This is a genomic window from Bacillus sp. G1(2015b) (assembly GCF_001482475.1).
Taxonomy (GTDB): domain Bacteria; phylum Bacillota; class Bacilli; order Bacillales; family Bacillaceae; genus Bacillus; species Bacillus safensis.
The window spans coordinates 182,533-201,958 of the sequence record NZ_LKIC01000010.1 but is presented as its reverse complement, the minus strand read 5'-3'; the positions used below and the strand labels follow the sequence as shown (position 1 = coordinate 201,958).

Below are 19,426 nucleotides of genomic sequence, written 5' to 3'. Positions count from 1 at the left end.
AACCTTTGAAGTCTAGGAAGTTCGAGCACTGGAGCGGAGCGAATTTGACATTCGTGAGCACCAGCGCGCAGGACTGACACCGAATGCGAGGGTTTGTCTACACGCTGAAAGGAATAATAACTCGCTATTATTCCTTTTTACATGGTCAAAAGACGAGAATCGGCTGGATCTCACGTAATGCTTGTTTTTTGAAGTGTGCATCATATAACATAGAACGTAAAGACAAACTGAGAATAAAACGCCTAGGGGGGTCAAATATGAATAAAGGTCAAAGGCATATTAAAATTAGAGAAATCATTGCAAGCCAAGAGATCGAAACACAAGATGAATTGGTCGATATTTTGAAAGCCGATGGATATAATATCACACAAGCGACCGTTTCTAGAGATATTAAAGAATTACATTTAGTGAAAGTTCCGACGAATAATGGAACATATAAATACAGTCTTCCTGCGGATCAGCGGTTTAACCCGCTGTCAAAGCTGAAACGATCCCTAATGGATGCATTTATTAAAATGGATGCTGCCAGTCATTTAATTGTTCTGAAAACAATGCCGGGTAATGCTCAGGCGATAGGTGCTTTAATGGATAATTTAGATTGGGAAGAAATTATGGGGACGATTTGCGGAGATGATACCATTTTAATCATTTGCCGCACCCCAGATGATACAGAGACAGTTTCGAGCAAAATTTTAGAGCTTCTATAAAGAATCAGGTTTACTAAAAGAGGTGTCAAATGAGTGTTAGCAGAACTAACCATTAAAAACTTTGCAATCATTGAAGAGTTAACGGTTTCATTTGAAAAAGGACTCACAGTCCTAACAGGGGAAACAGGTGCCGGAAAATCCATCATGATTGATGCTGTCTCACTTCTCGTGGGAGGAAGAGGGTCCTCTGAATTTGTCCGCTACGGTGAAAAAAAAGCAGAGCTGGAAGGGCTTTTTCTTGTACCAGCCGATCATCCTGTATTTGCTCTATGCGAAGAGCAGGGAATTGACGCATCAGATGAAATGATGATCCTCCGCCGTGATATTAACAACAGCGGGAAAAGCATTTGCCGGATTAATGGAAAGCTTGTCACCATCTCACTTTTACGTGAAGTAGGACGGCTTTTGCTTGATATACATGGTCAGCACGATAACCAGCTGCTTATGGAAGATGAAAATCATCTGCATTTGCTCGATCAATTTGGAGCAGAAGAAATTGCACCGGCTCTCTTGCAGTATCAAGAAGCATATGATCAATATATGAAAACGGCTCAAAAGCTAAGACAGCTGTCCGAGAATGAGCAGGAAATGGTGCACCGCTTAGATTTACTGCAATTTCAGCTAGAGGAGATTGAGGCAGCGCAGTTAGAGCCGGGAGAAGATGAGCGGCTTCAGGAAGAGCGTCATCAAATCAGCAACTACGAAAAAATCTATTCCTCACTTCAAAACGCGTATAACGCCTTGCGTAATGAGCAAGGAGGACTAGATTGGGTTGGCATGTCCTCAAGCGAGCTTGAGCAAGTGTCTGAGATCAATGATGATTTGAAAAAGCTATCTGAACAAGTATCGAATTCCTACTACTTATTAGAGGATTCAACTTTCCAAATGCGAAGCATGCTGGATCAATTAGAATTTGATCCGGCTCGTCTTGATTTTATTGAATCCAGGCTGAATGAAATGAAGCAGTTAAAACGAAAATACGGCTCAACCGTTGAGGAAATTTTGGAGTATGCGGCGAAGATTGAAGAAGAAATAGATCAAATTCAAAATCGAGACAGCCATCTGCAGACGCTCAAGAATAAACTGGATGCGATGAGCCGTGATGCCCTGCTGGAAGCACTTAACGTTTCGGAGCTGCGTAAAAAATGGGCCAAAAAGCTAGCGAAGCAAATCCAAACGGAGCTCAAGGATTTGTATATGGAGAAGTCTTCATTTGACACAGCTTTTTCTATTCGATATGCGCCTTTTGGAAGCACCGATTGTCCGCTATTAGACGGAAAACCTGTCCAGCTCGGGAAAAATGGAATCGACCAAGCACAATTTGTCATTTCTACAAATACAGGCGAACCGATGAAATCTTTATCGAAAGTAGCCTCAGGTGGAGAAATTTCACGTGTCATGCTCGCTGTGAAGAGTATTTTCTCAGCCAAACAAGACGTCACATCCATTATTTTCGATGAAGTTGATACAGGCGTCAGCGGCAGAGTCGCACAAGCCATTGCTGAAAAAATTTACAAAGTAGCATCTGGATCACAAGTGCTCTGCATTACACATCTGCCTCAAGTAGCCGCAATGGCAGACACACATCTCTTCATTTCGAAACGCTCGAAAGCGGGCAGAACACTGACGAGTGTCAAACCATTAAGTCATGAAGAAAAAGTGAGCGAAATTGGCCGGATGATTGCCGGTGTGGAAGTCACTGAGCTGACAAAACAGCACGCAAAAGAACTATTGCACCAAGCAAATGATGTCAAAACAACAGGGTAGCTGAATCATCAGCTGCCTTTTTTATATGTTGTGTAAAAGCCGGCGTATATACCCATAAAATCGTCTTTTTCTTTTATCAATTTATCCAATCATTTTCTAAAGCTGCCGGTTATAAATCCTCTCGAAGAAGGCAAAAGTAAAGATGTAGCCAAAACATGAGTGTTCTGGTGTGGGTAAGGAGCGAGGAGAGTGAAAAATGAATGCCCGAAAAGATGAGAAAAGCCATTGGTGTGATTCTCCTTGTTTCTTTAATAAGTACAGGGTTTATGAGCATAGTGAAGGAATACATCAGCATTCCAACAAATGTTGCTGTATTTGAAAAACAGAAGCACTCAATTGACACATCGATTGAAGCGTCAGCCACTGCTTCTTCGCCAGCCTTTAGCCTATCAGAGAAAGAGAATCAGCTGGATATTACAGGACAAAAGGCGGGAAAAGCCGAAATTGTTTATGATTTTAAAGGATTTCCTATTAAGAAAACAAAAGTTGATGTTCTCCCTGAATTAAAAGTCGTTCCTGGAGGACAATCCATTGGCGTCAAGCTCCACTCTGTAGGAGTTCTCGTTGTAGGTTTTCATCAAATCACAACAGCAGACGGCAAAAAATCACCAGGTGAAGCCGCAGGCATTCAATCAGGGGATATGATCATTGAAATCAATGGTCAAAAAATGGAGAAAATGAATGACCTCACCCCATTTATTCAGAAAGCAGGGAAAACGGGTGAAACGCTTCGTTTGCTCATAAAGAGAGATCATAAAACCTTTCAAACAACATTAACACCCGCAAAAGATGCAAGTGAAGGCATCTATCGAATTGGTCTTTACATTCGTGATTCTGCAGCAGGAATCGGCACGATGACCTTTTTTGAACCTTCATCTAAAAAATATGGTGCCCTTGGGCATGTGATTTCTGACATGGATACAAAAAAACCAATTGTTGTCGACAATGGTGAAATTGTCAGATCAACCGTGACATCGATTGAAAAAGGTACAGGAGGCAATCCTGGAGAAAAATTGGCGAGATTCTCTTCTGAAAGAAAAACAATAGGAGATATCTCCCGCAACAGCCCTTTTGGTATCTTTGGTACGTTAACCGAAAAGCTTGAAAATCATGTAGCAGATAAACCACTTCCAGTCGCTTTATCAAATGAAGTAAAAGAAGGCCCAGCAGAAATTTTAACCGTTGTGGATCATGATAAAGTGGAGAAGTTTGATATTAAAATCGTCAGCACAACACCGCAGAAATTCCCAGCAACTAAAGGAATGGTATTAAAGGTAACAGATGAGCGGCTCTTAAGCAAAACGGGCGGAATCGTCCAAGGAATGAGCGGAAGCCCCATCATTCAAAATGGCAAAGTCATTGGAGCTGTCACACACGTATTCGTCAATGATCCGACTAGCGGGTACGGCGTACACATTGAATGGATGCTGTCAGAAGCAGGAATCGACCTTTATCAAAAAAACAAAAAAGCAAGCTGATCATTTAACTGCCGCGAATCTTCCGGCAGTTTTTTTCTACCCTTTCTTTCTCTTCCATCATGTTATAAAATAAGGAAAAAGAGATTTTTCGACAAAATGGAAAAAAGCATGTTGTCAAATTGCAATAATCGTCGATTCTTTAAGAAAAACATAGAAAAAGCTAGATAATGCTCTATTATTCGGAAAATTAAAGTTTTTTAAAGGGGATAGCATGGTTTTGTCGAATTGAACACTCAGAAGAGAAATGCAAAAGACTAAAGGAATCGACATTGGGGAGGAAAGAACGTGGAGAAAATTAAAGTGTGTGTAGCTGATGACAATCGAGAGCTTGTTGGCCTTTTGACAGAGTACATTGAGGGACAGGAAGATATGGAAGTACTTGGCGTGGCGTATAATGGTCAGGAATGCCTGACATTATTTAAAGATAAAGAGCCCGACGTTCTCCTCTTAGACATTATTATGCCTCATTTAGACGGTCTTGCTGTACTAGAACGCCTCCGTGAAAACAATGAAATGACAAAACAGCCAAGTGTGATTATGCTAACGGCCTTTGGACAAGAAGATGTCACGAAAAAAGCAGTTGATTTGGGCGCATCTTATTTCATTTTAAAGCCATTTGATATGGAAAACCTAGTAGGTCATATTCGTCAAGTCAGTGGAAACGGCACACAAGTTACCCATCGCTCTTCATCAATCCAAAACAGTGTTCTTCGCAACAAACCTGAACCGAAACGTAAAAACTTAGATGCGAGCATTACGACCATTATTCATGAGATTGGCGTGCCCGCTCATATTAAAGGGTATTTATACTTAAGAGAAGCGATTTCTATGGTGTACAATGACATTGAGCTTCTCGGAAGCATTACTAAAGTGTTGTACCCAGACATTGCAAAGAAATTTAACACGACCGCCAGCAGGGTGGAACGGGCGATTCGTCATGCCATTGAAGTCGCTTGGAGCAGAGGGAACATTGATTCCATTTCCTCACTCTTTGGTTATACTGTCAGCATGTCAAAAGCGAAACCAACCAATTCAGAATTTATTGCCATGGTAGCTGATCGTTTGCGATTAGAGCATAGAGCTAGCTAGTTTATTTTTCATGAAAAAACGTTTCTTCATTGAGACGTTTTTTTATTTTGAAACATGTTGTCAAAAATTGGTTAGGTTGATAAAATCATCTTAATGTTTAAATTGGACAAACGGGCTGCTTTATTTTCAGAATAACATGAAAAATAAAGCATGAAAAAAATAAAAAAGACATAAAGTAGTGGTAATCAGCTGCGCCAATCGATCATGAAGTCTTCAAAATAGAAGAAGAAAACGCTCATTCGTAAGAAAAAGGATGAGAGGAAAAGGTCTTATGGAAATGGTAATTAAAGCAAACGAGATCGAAAGTTCTATTTCTATTGACCTGATTGATTGGCGTTTTAAAGTCACTGGCTTCTTAGAGATTGTGCCATTTGAACTGAATATTCCCATTGTCGAATTTAATAATTTTCACATTCTTTTACTATGCTATAATAATGAAAAGAAGAGGGTGAGGTTATGGGAAAGCTGAAAATCCACTCTGCTGAGGTAGCGAACGAAATTAGCAAGTGGACGAGGGTCATTTCTCAGAATGACTTAGAAAAATCTGCTATCTATAAAGAGAAAATTCAGAATTTGCTAAAAAATACAGATGAAGACCGTGAAGTTCTCCTTTATTATCAGCTTGTTGACGGCAGACATGAAATGTTACTTGGAAATATTGAAAAAGCCAATCAAATTATGAAAAGTGTCGGAACGCTCGATGAGAAGGCAGATGACATTATTAATTTTTATTTTTACTTTTACAAAGGCCAATATGCTGCATATGTGAAAAAGTATGATGAAGCTATTAGTTTTTACAAAATTGCAGAACAGCGGCTAAAACGTGTGAATGAAGACCTTGAAGTAGGAACTTTTCACCATAAGGTTGCTTCAATTTATTACGAACTGAAACAAAATTTCATATCCATTAATCATATTAAAAAAGCCATCGATACATTTAAAGCGCATGAAGAGTATACAGCGCAGGCAATTGACAGCTTGATTTTACATGCAAGTAATTGTATTGATTTGTTCCAATTCGATGAAGCAGAGGAGAAGTATCAAGAAGCACTTGAGAAAAGTAAGCGCATTAACAATGAAGTGCTGATTGGGAAATGCTATCACAATTTAGCTGTTCTTTATTATGCAAAGCATGATTATGAAAAAAGCGCACATTATGCAAAAAAAGGAATGGGCATTCAAATTCACCGTGACAATAGTCATTATTACATCCAATCTTTATATGTTCTGGCAAACGCCTTAGTGCATCTAGGAGATCAAGAGGCGAGGGAATATATTAAAGAGGGTATTCTGTATAGCTGCGATATCCAAAATAATGAATATATAGTAAAATTTGAAATTTTGGATTTGATGTGCGAGAATAGTGGGGCAGCAGACGTATTCTCTGAAAAATTAGACTACATAGAAAAAAATAGATTATATGTGGAGCTTGAGGATTTGTCTGAACAAATATCGAAATACTTCAAGGAACGAAATGATTATCAAAATGCCATTCGTTTTCTTGAAAAGAAATTCGATGCACAAATACTTCAAAAGAAAGTGGAGGTTATCTTATGAAAAAGTTGTTGTTAGGTGTAACCGTTGTTACAGCAGTCGCAGTTGTTTCTTCCCTTTTTGCTCTTGACGCAGAGACGACAGAGCAAGCCATCAGAGCGATTACGTGATCGAATTTATCTGTCAACCTCTTCATGCGAATCAGAAGAGGTTTTTTTATGTGCTCAAAACTGGAAAAACGAAAAAAGACACGTCATAATGAAAGGAAGCATCATATTAGAGGTGACCTATGACGAAAATTTTTGCACACAGAGGCTTTAAAGGCATTTATCCTGAAAACACCATGATAGCCTTCGAGCATGCACTCCATTCGGGAGCTGACGGAATTGAGCTGGATGTTCAGCTGACGAAAGACGGCAGACTTGCTGTCATTCACGATGAGAAACTGAACAGAACCACGAATATGAAAGGTTTAGTGAAAGACCATACATATGAAGAATTAAAAGCGGGAGATGCGAGTCATTCTTTTTATGAAGAAACCGGTGCTGTATCCATTCCTCTTTTAGAGGAAGTATTAGAGCTAGTGACGCAGCAATCATCATTGATCATTAATATTGAACTGAAAAACTCCATTTATCGATATCCAGGTATCGAGGAGAAAGTAAAAAAGCAAATCGAGCATTTTCAAATAGAAGATCGTGTACTTGTTTCATCGTTTCATCACGGCAGTTTAGCTCTTTTTCACAAACTGATGCCGCATGTTGAACTTGCTGTACTCACAATGGATGTGATTCATCAGCCGGAGATGTATATAAAAACAGTACCAGCAAGAGGCTATCATCCAAATATTAAGGGTGCAGGCGTGACCAAAGAGGTTGTGTCAACTCTCCATGCATCTCAGCAAGTAATCAGGCCGTTTACAGTAAACAGTGAAAAGCAAATGAAAAACATGTTTTCCTTAGGTGTCGATGGCATTTTCACTGATTTTCCTGACCGAGCCGTGAAAATAAGAGAAGAAATGAAATAAAGACCTGCTATCATCAGCGGGTCTTTTTTCACGTTTTATCTCTGCTTAAAGCGAGCAGTCACTTTATTTCGTTTACGGTCTCTATATAAAATAAAGCCAGCCACTACATAAAGCCCTCCCCCTAAAAATAACAACCCTGCAATTCCTTGCAGCCATAAAAATGGAAATGGTGCAATGATGATGCCGAAAACAGTGTCACGCAGCAGCTTAATCCCAAGTGCAGCAAGCGCGCCAGGTATTAAAATAATCACTAGTGCAAGTATTCTCCCCATCAAATGTCCCCTTAAACGTCATTTACTTCCATTGTCTAATTCAAAAAATATTTTGTCAAGAAAGGAAAACGTGGTAATATAAGAGTTGTGCAATTTTTTGCAACGGAAAAATATGGTGTGCAAATTTTTTCATATAAAGGGGTAACGGGATGCAGAGAGTCTTGATTGTCGGTGCAGGACAGGGTGGATCAGCATTGCTAGAAACATTGCTGAAAACAAATATGATTCAAATCATTGCGATCGCCGACCTTGATCTTGAGGCACCGGGGATGGCAGAAGCGAAAAAGAATGGAATTGATACGACAACGGATTGGAAAGAATACATAAAAGATGACATTGATATCATCATTGAAACAACGGGCAGTTCAGCAGTGCTGAAAGAGCTGATGGAAGAAAAGCCGGAGCATGCTGTCATTGTTCCAAGTTCAATGGCTTACGTCATATCAGAATTAATGTCAGAAAAACAACAGCTAATTCAAATATTAAAGGAACAAACCTATAAGCATGACCGCATTTTTAATGCAACGAACGATGGGATGATTTTTATAAACATGGACGAAGAAGTCGTCCTGTTTAATCGATCAGCGGCCAAAATGGTTGGATGTTCGCAAAAAGATGCGATTGGCCGCGACATACGAGAAGTGATCCCAAACACAAAACTTCCCGACATTTTAAGATCGAGAGAGCCAGAATTTAATCAAAAACAATTTCTGAACCAGCAAATACAAATTGTCACAACGCGTTTGCCAATTATTGATGACGCGGGGAGAATGCTAGGTGCTTTATCCATCTTTAAAGATATTACAGATGCCGTTGAGCTTGCGGAGGAAGTAACGAACCTTAAAGAAGTGCGAACCATGCTGGAGGCGATCATTCAATCGTCAGATGAAGCCATATCGGTTGTTGATGAGCAGGGAAAAGGGATTTTGATTAACCGAGCTTATACGAAAATGACTGGATTAACAGATAAAGAAGTTGTGGGGAAACCTGCAGGTGCAGATATTTCTGAAGGAGAAAGCATGCATTTGAAGGTGCTTGAAACAAGAAGACCGGTCCGAGGCGTCAGAATGAAAGTCGGGCCGAATAAAAAAGATGTGATCGTCAACGTAGCGCCAGTCATCGTTGATGGCATCTTAAAAGGCAGTGTCGGCGTCATTCATGACGTATCAGAAATTCAATCACTCACGAATGAACTAAATAAAGCAAGGCAGCTTATCCGGACACTTGAAGCAAAGTACACATTTGAAGACATCATTGGAGAAAGTGAGCAAATGCTTGTGGCACTGGAGCAGGCAAAGCTAGGCGCAAAAACGCCAGCCACCATTTTACTCCGGGGAGAATCAGGTACTGGAAAAGAGCTGTTTGCCCACGCCATTCACAATGAAAGTGACCGAAAATATAATCGCTTTGTACGGGTCAACTGTGCAGCCTTATCTGAGACCCTTTTAGAGTCAGAGCTTTTTGGCTATGAAGAAGGAGCGTTTTCTGGTGCAAGGCGCGGCGGGAAAAAAGGACTGTTTGAAGAGGCGAATCAAGGCAGCATTTTTTTAGATGAAATTGGTGAAATGACGCCAAGTACACAGGCGAAGCTGCTGCGCGTCATGCAGGAGAAAGAAATTGTAAGAGTAGGCGGAACAAAGGCCATACCAGTCGATGTTCGTGTCATCACGGCGACAAATGTCAATATTGAAAAAGCGATGGCGGAAGGAAAGTTCAGAGAGGACTTATATTATCGCATGAACAGATACCCGATCTCTATACCGCCGCTAAGGCAGCGCCTTGAGGATATTGATTCGTTAAGCAAACGTCTCATCCAAAAGATCAATTTAGACTATGGACGGAATGTGCGCGGGTTAACAGAACAGGCGCTTCATAGACTGCGATCATATAAGTGGCCTGGAAACGTAAGAGAGCTTGAAAATGTACTTGGACGAGCCATGATCTTTTTAAACCCGCAAGAAGAATGGATTGATGAGGGGCATATTTCTTTCATGGAGTCTGAAGATCAGGAAGAAAAAGAGCAGCAGGAACTGGCTGTCAGTCAATTTGAGGGAGAGACGCTTTCGGATGCTGTTGAGGCATTTGAAGCGCAGCTGATTAAACAAACCCTTGAAAAGCATCAATTCAATCGCACGAAAACAGCGAAAACGTTAGGGATCAGCATACGGAACCTTTACTATAAAATGGATAAATATCAACTTGCAAAAGATAGCATGCAATAAAATGCATGTAAACTGCAAAAGATTGCACGAATGGCATGCGAACTGCCTCATTTTACTGTATTTCAAACTGGCACGTAACTTGCATATAAAACTTGAACCGAGCACAAGGAAAGGTGGGCATATATGAAGCTTGACGATCTGATTATGAAAGCCGCCCAGCTGCAGAATAAAACGGCGGCTGTGGCTCATGCAGAAGACGAAGAAGTGCTTCATGCCATCAAGATGGCAATTAAGCGAAAGGTCGCTCGCTTTCTCCTGGTTGGGAACAAACGCAACCTGAAGGAGCTAGTGAAACAGCATGAAATCGATGAGGACTGGATAGATATTATTCATTCAGATTCTCCCGAAGAATCTGCCAAAATAGCCGTGCAGGCAGTGAGCGAGAAGCATGCAGATATTTTGATGAAGGGGCATGTCCCGACAGCCGTTCTTTTAAAAGCGGTACTGAATAAAGAATATGGGCTCAGGACAGCAAGTGTCTTATCACATGTCGCAGCATTCGAAGTACCGGGCTTTGACCGCTTTATTTATGTCACAGATTCTGCGATGAACATCGCGCCCGATTTAAATATGCTGAAAGAGATTACGATCAATTCTGTTCAAGTAGCACAAGCTGTCGGAAACGACATGCCAAAGGTTGCAGTGCTCTCTGCGGTCGAGGTCGTGAATCCGGCAATGGATTCAACTTTAACTGCGGCAAGTCTTGCGCAAATGAATCGGCGGGGGCAAATTTCTGGATGCCTGATTGATGGGCCTCTTGCTTTAGATAATGCTATCTCTCAAACGGCAGCTTCTCATAAAAATATTACGAGTGATGTAGCCGGCCATGCAGATATTTTGCTTGTGCCAACAATTGAGGCAGGAAACATTCTTTATAAATCTCTCATCTACTTTGCACATGCGAAGGTGGGAGCTGTGGTGGCAGGAGCCAAGGCGCCGATTGCTTTAACAAGCCGGTCTGATTCAGCTGAAAGTAAGCTTTATTCAATTGCGCTTGCCATCTGTACATCAAATTAAGCGGAAGTAATAGGAGGAATAACACAATGGAACTTTTTAAATATATGGAACGATACGATTATGAGCAGCTTGTATTTTGTCAGGATGAGCAGTCTGGCTTAAAAGCGATTATTGCAATTCATGATACAACACTTGGGCCTGCACTAGGCGGAACGAGAATGTGGACGTATGAAAACGAAGAAGCAGCTATTGAGGATGCACTGCGTCTAGCAAGAGGAATGACTTATAAAAACGCGGCAGCAGGACTTAATCTTGGCGGCGGAAAAACAGTGATCATCGGCGACCCGAGAAAAGACAAAAACGAAGAAATGTTCCGTGCATTTGGTCGTTACATTCAAGGGCTGAATGGCCGCTATATTACAGCGGAAGATGTCGGTACAACGGTAGAAGATATGGATCTCATTCATGAAGAAACCGATTTTGTCACAGGGATCTCTCCTGCATTTGGTTCATCCGGAAATCCGTCTCCAGTCACAGCTTACGGTGTATATAAAGGGATGAAAGCCGCTGCCAAAGCTGCTTTCGGTACAGATTCATTAGAAGGAAAAACAATTGCTGTCCAAGGTGTTGGAAATGTGGCCTACAATCTGTGTAAACATCTGCACGAAGAAGGCGCACAGCTTATTGTCACAGATATCAACAAAGACTCTGTCAAGCGAGCTGTTGAAGACTTCGGCGCAAAAGCAGTCGATCCTGACGATATTTATGATCAAGCATGCGATATTTATGCACCGTGCGCACTTGGTGCAACCATTAACGATGTAACCATTCCTAAGTTAAAAGCAAAAGTGATAGCAGGTGCTGCAAATAACCAGCTAAGAGAAACGCATCACGGAGACCTTATCCATGAAATGGGGATTGTATATGCTCCTGACTATGTGATCAATGCAGGCGGTGTGATTAACGTGGCTGATGAGCTTTATGGCTATAATGCAGATCGTGCGATGAAAAAAGTCGAAGGCATTTATCAAAATATTGAACGTGTGATTGAAATTTCAAACCGTGATGCCATTCCAACTTATAAAGCGGCAGACCGATTGGCTGAAGAGCGAATTGAAAGAATGCGCAAATCAAGAAGTCAATTCTTGCAAAATGGTCAACATATTTTAAGTCGTCGCTAATTGGAAGAATGAGTTGAAACGGAGGTTTTGTTTTTGCTGACAAAAGAATGGCGTATTCTCACGATTAATCCTGGCTCTACTTCAACAAAAATCGGTGTGTTTCATAATGAACGTTCTATTTTTGAAACGACACTTAGACATACAGATGAGGAATTAAAGTCGTTTCCTCATATCATTGATCAATTTTCTTTCCGAAAAGAAACCATTTTGAAAACACTGCATGAACAGGGGATGAATATCTCAAAGTTTGATGCAGTGTGCGCGCGCGGCGGTCTTCTTCGTCCGATTGAAGGAGGCACATATGAAGTCAATGAGCAAATGGTGAAAGACTTAAAAGAAGGATATGCCGGCCAGCATGCATCTAATCTCGGCGGAATCATCGCGAGAGAAATCGCACTTGGCCTGAATATCCCAGCTTTTATTGTCGATCCAGTTGTGGTGGATGAACTAAAGCCAATTGCTCGTATTTCAGGGCTGCCAACGATCGAAAGAAAAAGCATCTTTCATGCATTAAATCAAAAAGCGGTCGCAAGAAAAACAGCGGCTTCTTTTGGAAAAAGTTACGAAGATTTAAACATGATTATTACTCATATGGGCGGCGGTATCACCATTGGTGTTCATGAAAAAGGGAAAGTCATCGATGTCAATAACGGTCTGCATGGCGAAGGTCCTTTCAGTCCTGAGCGTGCGGGAACCTTGCCGACAGGTGATCTTGTAAATCTTTGTTTTTCGGGTGAGTATACCCAAGAGGAAATGCTCAAACGCATTATTGGTGAAGGCGGGCTAGCGGGCTATCTTGGCACGACAGACGCTGTAAAAGTGGAACGCATGATTGAAGCAGGTGATGAGCGTGCGGCGCTCATTTATGAAGCAATGTGCTATCAGATTGCCAAGGAAATTGGTGCGGCTAGCGCTGTTTTAAAAGGAGTAGTTGACGTCATTGTATTAACAGGCGGACTTGCGTACAGCAAACAAATTACATCAAGTATTCGCGGCTATATTGACTGGATTTCAGATGTTGTCGTGTATCCAGGTGAAAATGAGCTGCAATCGTTAGCGGAAGGTGCGCTTCGTATTTTAAAAGAAGAAGAATCACCGAAAGAATACCCAAATGATCAACAGGAAAAGAAAGGAGTGACAAGTCATGGCAACTGAATATGACCTCGTCATTCTTGGTGGAGGCACAGGCGGCTATGTAGCAGCCATCCGTGCCTCACAGCTTGGATTGAAAACAGCAGTTGTAGAAAAAGAAAAGCTCGGCGGAACATGTCTTCATAAAGGCTGCATTCCGTCTAAAGCGCTGCTCAGAAGTGCAGAAGTATATCAAACCGTCAAACGCGCAGCTGATTTTGGTGTTGAGGCAGGCGGCATTGCCTTGCAATTTGCGAGTGTGCAGAAAAGAAAAACAGAGATTGTCGAAAAACTAGCAGGCGGCGTCAAACACTTAATGAAACAAGGGAAAATTGATGTATATGAAGGAATTGGCCGTATTCTTGGCCCATCTATCTTTTCGCCAATGCCAGGAACGATCTCCGTAGAAATGGCAAATGGAGAGGAAAATGAAATGCTTATTCCAAAGCAGGTCATCATCGCAACAGGCTCAAGACCGCGGGTGCTGCCAGGGCTTGAAGCAGATGGAACACACATCCTCACATCAGATGATGCACTTGAACTGCCAGAGCTTCCGCAGTCGATGCTCATTGTCGGAGGCGGAGTGATCGGAATCGAGTGGGCGTCTATGCTCAATGATTTTGGTGTGAACGTCACTGTGATTGAGTTTGCAGACCGTATTTTACCAACAGAAGATCATGACATTTCTAAAGAAATGGAAAAACTATTATCTAAAAAAGGCATCACCTTTGTGACAAATGCGAAGGTACTGCCAGAGAGCGTAGAAAAGCAGGAAAATCTCGTGACAATTCAAGCGGAAAAGGATGGAGACATTCAGACGTTTGAAGCGGAAAAACTCCTTCTTTCAGTCGGCAGAGTACCTAATATCGAAGGCATAGGTCTTGAAAACACGGACATCCAAACCGAAAAACAAGGCATTGTCGTGAATGAACATTATCAAACGAAAGAATCGCATATTTACGCAATAGGAGATGTCATTGGCGGGCTTCAGCTGGCACATGTCGCTTCCCACGAAGGTATGATTGCTGTTGAACATATGGCTGGGAAAGATCCAAAGCCGCTCGATGAAACGCTCGTATCTAAATGTGTTTACTCTCACCCAGAAACCGCTAGTGTTGGACTCACTGAACAGGCGGCAAAAGAGCAGGGCTTTGAAGTCAAAATAGGGAAATTCCCATTTATGGCGATTGGAAAAGCGCTTGTGTACGGGGAGTCTGATGGATTCGTCAAAATCATTGCCGATCAAAAGACAGATGATATTTTAGGAATTCATATGATTGGTCCTCATGTAACAGATATGATATCTGAAGCTGGATTAGCCAAAGTACTTGATGCAACCCCATGGGAAGTGGGGCAGACGATACACCCGCATCCGACCTTATCAGAGGCGATTGGCGAGGCAGCCCTTGCTGTTGACGGGAAGGCGATCCATTTTTAATCAAGGAGGGAAACATGATGAGTAACATGCGTCATCAGGAATTAGGATTATCAGATGAACAAGCAATTGATATATATAGAACAATGCTTCTAGCGAGAAAAATCGATGAACGGATGTGGCTATTAAACCGTTCAGGTAAAATTCCATTCGTCATTTCTTGTCAAGGGCAGGAAGCGCAGCAAGTCGGTGCTGCATTTGCCCTTAATAGAGAAGAAGATTACGTCTTACCTTACTACCGTGATATGGGGGTTGTCCTTGCTTTTGGGATGACAGCAAAAGATTTAATGATGTCTGGTTTCGCAAAACAAGACGATCCAAACTCAGGCGGAAGACAAATGCCTGGGCATTTTGGACAAAAAGCAAATCGAATTGTGACCGGATCTTCACCTGTAACAACGCAGGTTCCTCACGCGGTGGGAATTGCCCTTGCTGGACGATTAGAGCAGAAAAACTTTGTCAGCTTTGTCACGTTCGGTGAAGGCTCATCAAACCAAGGAGATTTTCACGAAGGCGCTAACTTCGCTGCTGTGCATAAACTGCCTGTTATTTTCATGTGTGAAAACAATAAGTACGCGATTTCCGTGCCATATGACAAACAAGTGGCTTGTGAACGCATTTCAGATCGTGCGATTGGATATGGGATGCCTGGCGTAACTGTAGATGGAAATGATCCGCTTGAAGTATATGCCGCTGTCAAAGAAGCGAGAGACCGTGCGGCTAGAGGCGAAGGCCCGACATTGATTGAAACAATCTCTTACCGTTTAACTGCGCATTCGAGTGATGACGATGACTCAAGCTATCGAGAAAAAGAAGAAGTGCTCGAAGCAAGAAAGAAAGATCCGCTCATCCAATATGAAACGTATTTAATCGAAGGAAACGTCATGACTTCTGAAATGAAAGAAGAGATGACAAAAGAAATCATGCAAATCGTAAACGAAGCCACTGATGAAGCGGAAAACGCAGCTTATGCTGAGGCAGAAAGCGCACTTCGTTACGTGTATGCGGAGTAAGGGGGAAGAAAAATGCCTGTTATGTCATATATAGACGCCATTACACTGGCGATGAAAGAAGAAATGGAACGAGATCCGAAAGTGTTTGTGCTCGGAGAGGATGTCGGGAAAAAAGGCGGCGTATTTAAAGCGACAGCGGGTCTTTACGAGCAATTTGGAGAAGCGCGCGTCATGGATACACCTCTTGCAGAATCAGCCATTGCTGGTGTAGGTATTGGGGCAGCGATGTATGGAATGCGCCCAATTGCAGAAATGCAATTTGCGGATTTCATTATGCCTGCAATCAACCAAATCATTTCAGAGGCTGCAAAAATTAGATACCGATCAAATAATGATTGGAGCTGTCCAATGGTCATCCGCGCACCATACGGAGGCGGAGTACACGGGGCACTTTATCATTCACAATCGGTCGAAGCGATTTTTGCTAACCAGCCTGGTTTGAAGATTGTGATGCCTTCTACACCTTATGATGTCAAAGGTCTTTTAAAGGCTGCAGTGCGTGATCCAGATCCTGTATTGTTCTTTGAACATAAACGTGCATACCGCCTTATTAAGGGAGAAGTGCCTGAAGAGGATTACACTCTTCCGATTGGAAAAGCAGATGTGAAACGTGAAGGCGATGATATTACGGTCATTACATATGGCCTTTGTGTGCATTTTGCGCTGCAAGCAGCAGACCGCCTTGCAAAAGACGGCATTTCTGCTCATATTCTCGATTTGAGAACAGTGTACCCGCTTGATCAGGAAGCGATTATAGAAGCGGCTTCTAAAACAGGGAAAGTGCTTCTGTTAACGGAAGATACAAAAGAAGGCAGCATCATGAGTGAGGTTGCGGCAATCATTTCGGAGCATTGCTTATTTGATTTAGACGCACCAATCAAACGCCTGGCAGGACCAGATATTCCGGCAATGCCTTATGCGCCGACAATGGAGAAATTCTTCATGGTCAACCCGGATAAGGTAGAAGCTGAAATGAGAGAGCTAGCGGCGTTTTAAGAAAGAGGAGGGTTTCAAAGTGGCAATTGAACAAATGAAAATGCCTCAGCTAGGTGAAAGTGTAACAGAAGGAACTATTAGCAAATGGCTCGTTTCACCTGGCGATCATGTGAATAAATACGATCCGATTGCGGAAGTCATGACGGATAAAGTGAACGCAGAAGTCCCGTCTTCTTTTACAGGAACGATTACAAAACTATCGGCTGAGGAAGGCGAAACGCTGCAAGTAGGAGAAGTGTTCTGTGAAATTGAAGTTGAAGGAAGAGAGCAGCAGAGCGAGAAAGAAGCAGCACCTGAGCAAAGCAAAGCGCCTGAAGCAGATCAAACAAATGAGAATCAAAGTCAAAAGAAACGTTACTCTCCAGCCGTTCTTCGTTTAGCAGATGAGAATGGCATTGATTTAGCAGCTGTTCAAGGTACGGGAGCAGGCGGCCGAATTACTAGAAAGGATTTGCTGCAGCTTATTGAAAACGGCGGCGTCAAAGAGAAGACAGCACCTGTCAATGAACGTGCTGTTCAACCGGAGCCTGCGCAGCCGACTCAAGCAAAAGCGGCTCCTGCCATCCCTTCCATGCCTGGTGATGTTGAGCTGCCAGTCACGCCGATCCGGCAGGCAATTGCGGCCAATATGCTGAGAAGCAAACATGAAATTCCGCATGCATGGACGATGATGGAAGTCGATGTGACAAATCTAGTGACAAGAAGAAATCAGCTGAAGGATCAGTTTAAAGCAAAAGAAGGCTTTAACTTGACGTTCTTTGCGTTCTTTGTCAAAGCAGTGGCTCAGGCCTTAAAGGAATTCCCTGAAATGAACAGTATGTGGGCTGGAGATAAAATTGTGCAGAAGAAAGCGATCAATGTTTCGATTGCTGTCGCTACAGATGACGCGCTTTTTGTTCCAGTCATTAAGGATGCGGATGAAAAGACCATTAAGGGCATCGCCAAAGAAATTCATGAGCTGGCGTCTAAGGTGAGACAAGGAACGCTCAAGCAAAGTGATATGGAAGGCGGTACATTCACTGTCAACAACACGGGATCATTTGGTTCAGTACAATCAATGGGAATCATTAATTATCCGCAAGCGGCGATTTTACAAGTAGAATCGATCGTGAAGCGTCCAATGATAGTAAACGGAATGATTGCGGCAAGAGACATGGTCAATCTTTGTCTTTCATTAGATCACAGAGTACTAGACGGTCTTGTATGCGGCAGATTCCTTCAGCGAATTAAACAAATCCTTGAAGGCATCGACGAGCAAACATCTGTTTATTAAAACAATTCATTTTCCCCCTCCCGGCATGAGAGGGGGATTTCCACATCTAGGAGAAAGGAGCGATGATATGTCTGGACTAGATTTTTTTGCTTTTCTAACGATTGGTCTCATGTTTATCACAGCGATTGCCTTCGCTTTTCTGCGGTACATTTCTAAATCACGCAATCATCCTCAACGATTACTGCTTATCATATCGATCGTTTCAATCATTCAAATCGTGTACTGTCTGCTGATTGTCGGTGGCTTCAAAGGAGCAGCCAATAGCTTTTTAGGAATATCACTTCTCGCTGGTACACTTCTCGGATATGCACTTGAATATTTATACAGACGCTATATCAAAAAAAAGCCCGAATCAAAATGATGTCGGGCATTTTTTTATTCTGCTGGAACAATAAAGGTCAAATGCTGTTTTAACACTTCTAAAGAAGAGGGAGCCTTCATATAAACCTCACCATCCGTATCAGCATCCATTTCCTCTTTTGTGTGGATACGAATACTGGACGCTTGAATGAGAGACAGATCGCCGGTGAAATCCTCCAGCTCTTCCCGGTTCATTGAGAAGATTTCTTTTAAAGCAGAGAAACTTGTATTTCTGCAAATTAAGATTTCAGCTTTTCCATCATCAATGGATGCATTAGGCAAATCAATTTTATTTGTACCGATAAAATGTCCATTCATGACAAGAACGATGACTGCTTCCTCTTCCCAGCTTTCCTCTTCGGTCTCAATCCGTACGTGAAAAGGATCTGTTTGCTGCAGTGTGCGCAGGGCACTTGTGAAGTAGCTGATTTTACCGAGTACGGCTTTTTCCTTGTCGTTAATGTTGTTGGACGTGTCTGCGATCAGCCCAATTCCCCAAAAGTTTAACACGTATCGATCTTCTGCTTTGATTAAGTCGACCTTTTTCTCTTTGCCGTCTACAATCATTTGAGCGGCTTTTTGCATCTGTTGAGGAATACCAAGTGTTCTAGAAAAATCATTGCATGTCCCGCCTGGTAATATCGCTACAGCGGGCCTTTTTTCTAAGCCGCCAATACCGTTCATACATTCATGCACGGTACCATCTCCGCCTAATATGATGAGCAATTCCACCGTCTCATCAATATGACGGCAGAAATTATAAGCATCATTTGGCTGCTTTGTTGGTTTAAGAATGAGTTCATCAATATGTAGAGAAAGAAGAGGCACTGTTTGACCGAGTGTTTTTTCCATGTTTTTTTGTCCAGCATTTCCATTATAAATGAGCATCGCTTTTTTGAATTGTGCCATCACGCAGTTCTCCCTTTCATCTCTTTATCATCACTTTTCCCCAATTTGACAGCTCATAAACGATGTTCGGAAAAAGAGGCGATGGATAAGACAACACATTTGCCCGCAGGCGTTT

The 19,426-nt window shown here is 42.1% G+C and carries 18 protein-coding genes; 16 read left to right on the top strand and 2 right to left on the bottom strand.

Going from position 1 to position 19,426, the window contains the following annotated elements; genetic code table 11:
* Positions 1-257: 257 nt before the first annotated feature.
* The 7 genes from ahrC to AMR95_RS07820 all read left to right on the top strand — a co-directional run bounded on the left by ahrC (position 258) and on the right by AMR95_RS07820 (position 7,562).
* A complete protein-coding gene (gene ahrC / locus AMR95_RS07850) occupies positions 258-707 on the top strand; it encodes a transcriptional regulator AhrC/ArgR (protein WP_024422938.1) in 450 nt (149 codons plus the stop codon).
* Positions 708-740: 33 nt separating this feature from the next.
* A complete protein-coding gene (gene recN, locus AMR95_RS07845; protein ID WP_058838022.1) occupies positions 741-2,474 on the top strand; it encodes a DNA repair protein RecN in 1,734 nt (577 codons plus the stop codon).
* A gap of 200 nt (positions 2,475-2,674) precedes the next feature.
* Positions 2,675-3,952, top strand: a complete 1,278-nt coding sequence (spoIVB, locus tag AMR95_RS07840) for a SpoIVB peptidase (protein ID WP_058838021.1) — start codon at positions 2,675-2,677, stop codon at positions 3,950-3,952.
* A 285-nt stretch (positions 3,953-4,237) separates the two neighbouring features.
* Complete coding sequence (gene spo0A, locus AMR95_RS07835) at positions 4,238-5,041, top strand: sporulation transcription factor Spo0A (RefSeq protein ID WP_024422935.1); 804 nt, start codon at positions 4,238-4,240, stop codon at positions 5,039-5,041.
* A 271-nt stretch (positions 5,042-5,312) separates the two neighbouring features.
* Entirely contained in the window at positions 5,313-5,510 is a 198-nt protein-coding gene (locus tag AMR95_RS19220) for a hypothetical protein (protein ID WP_039179847.1), read from the top strand.
* Positions 5,498-6,598: a Rap family tetratricopeptide repeat protein gene (locus AMR95_RS07825; protein WP_039179845.1), complete on the top strand. Its 1,101-nt coding sequence runs from the start codon at positions 5,498-5,500 to the stop codon at positions 6,596-6,598. Before AMR95_RS19220 ends, AMR95_RS07825 begins: the two co-directional genes overlap by 13 nt.
* 226 nt (positions 6,599-6,824) lie before the next feature.
* Positions 6,825-7,562 carry a glycerophosphodiester phosphodiesterase gene (locus tag AMR95_RS07820; protein WP_058838020.1) on the top strand — a complete coding sequence of 246 codons (738 nt, stop codon included), beginning with the start codon at positions 6,825-6,827 and terminating at the stop codon, positions 7,560-7,562.
* A gap of 35 nt (positions 7,563-7,597) precedes the next feature.
* Here the strand turns inward: AMR95_RS07820 and AMR95_RS07815 are convergent, their stop codons facing one another.
* Positions 7,598-7,834 carry a DUF2627 domain-containing protein gene (locus AMR95_RS07815; protein ID WP_039179838.1) on the bottom strand — a complete coding sequence of 79 codons (237 nt, stop codon included), beginning with the start codon at positions 7,832-7,834 and terminating at the stop codon, positions 7,598-7,600.
* Positions 7,835-7,983: 149 nt separating this feature from the next.
* On the opposite strand from AMR95_RS07815, the gene AMR95_RS07810 reads away from it, so the two are divergent.
* From AMR95_RS07810 to AMR95_RS07770, 9 genes are all read left to right on the top strand, one after another.
* Positions 7,984-10,056: a sigma-54 interaction domain-containing protein gene (locus AMR95_RS07810; RefSeq protein ID WP_047202268.1), complete on the top strand. Its 2,073-nt coding sequence runs from the start codon at positions 7,984-7,986 to the stop codon at positions 10,054-10,056.
* 123 nt (positions 10,057-10,179) lie between these two features.
* Entirely contained in the window at positions 10,180-11,073 is an 894-nt protein-coding gene (gene yqiS, locus AMR95_RS07805) for a phosphate butyryltransferase (RefSeq protein ID WP_047202267.1), read from the top strand.
* Positions 11,074-11,099: 26 nt separating this feature from the next.
* On the top strand, positions 11,100-12,194 hold the full coding sequence (gene bcd, locus AMR95_RS07800) for a branched-chain amino acid dehydrogenase (RefSeq protein WP_003215658.1): 1,095 nt from the start codon (positions 11,100-11,102) through the stop codon (positions 12,192-12,194).
* A 33-nt stretch (positions 12,195-12,227) separates the two neighbouring features.
* Complete coding sequence (gene buk, locus AMR95_RS07795) at positions 12,228-13,349, top strand: butyrate kinase (RefSeq protein ID WP_058838019.1); 1,122 nt, start codon at positions 12,228-12,230, stop codon at positions 13,347-13,349.
* Positions 13,339-14,763, top strand: coding sequence for a dihydrolipoyl dehydrogenase (lpdA, locus tag AMR95_RS07790; protein ID WP_058838018.1), 1,425 nt, complete (start codon positions 13,339-13,341; stop codon positions 14,761-14,763). The genes buk and lpdA overlap by 11 nt, the downstream gene beginning before the upstream one ends.
* A gap of 17 nt (positions 14,764-14,780) precedes the next feature.
* The gene (locus AMR95_RS07785; RefSeq protein ID WP_039179824.1) at positions 14,781-15,773 is read left to right on the top strand and encodes a thiamine pyrophosphate-dependent dehydrogenase E1 component subunit alpha; all 993 of its coding nucleotides are present in this window, start codon (positions 14,781-14,783) and stop codon (positions 15,771-15,773) included.
* A 12-nt stretch (positions 15,774-15,785) separates the two neighbouring features.
* On the top strand, positions 15,786-16,769 hold the full coding sequence (locus tag AMR95_RS07780; RefSeq protein ID WP_024422925.1) for an alpha-ketoacid dehydrogenase subunit beta: 984 nt from the start codon (positions 15,786-15,788) through the stop codon (positions 16,767-16,769).
* A gap of 19 nt (positions 16,770-16,788) precedes the next feature.
* Positions 16,789-18,042: a dihydrolipoamide acetyltransferase family protein gene (locus tag AMR95_RS07775; protein ID WP_058838017.1), complete on the top strand. Its 1,254-nt coding sequence runs from the start codon at positions 16,789-16,791 to the stop codon at positions 18,040-18,042.
* A 67-nt stretch (positions 18,043-18,109) separates the two neighbouring features.
* Positions 18,110-18,403: a YesK family protein gene (locus tag AMR95_RS07770; protein ID WP_058838016.1), complete on the top strand. Its 294-nt coding sequence runs from the start codon at positions 18,110-18,112 to the stop codon at positions 18,401-18,403.
* Positions 18,404-18,417: 14 nt separating this feature from the next.
* Here AMR95_RS07770 and AMR95_RS07765 read toward each other — a convergent pair whose 3' ends face one another.
* A complete protein-coding gene (locus AMR95_RS07765) occupies positions 18,418-19,311 on the bottom strand; it encodes a YegS/Rv2252/BmrU family lipid kinase (protein ID WP_058838015.1) in 894 nt (297 codons plus the stop codon).
* Between the last annotated feature and the right edge of the window lie 115 nt (positions 19,312-19,426).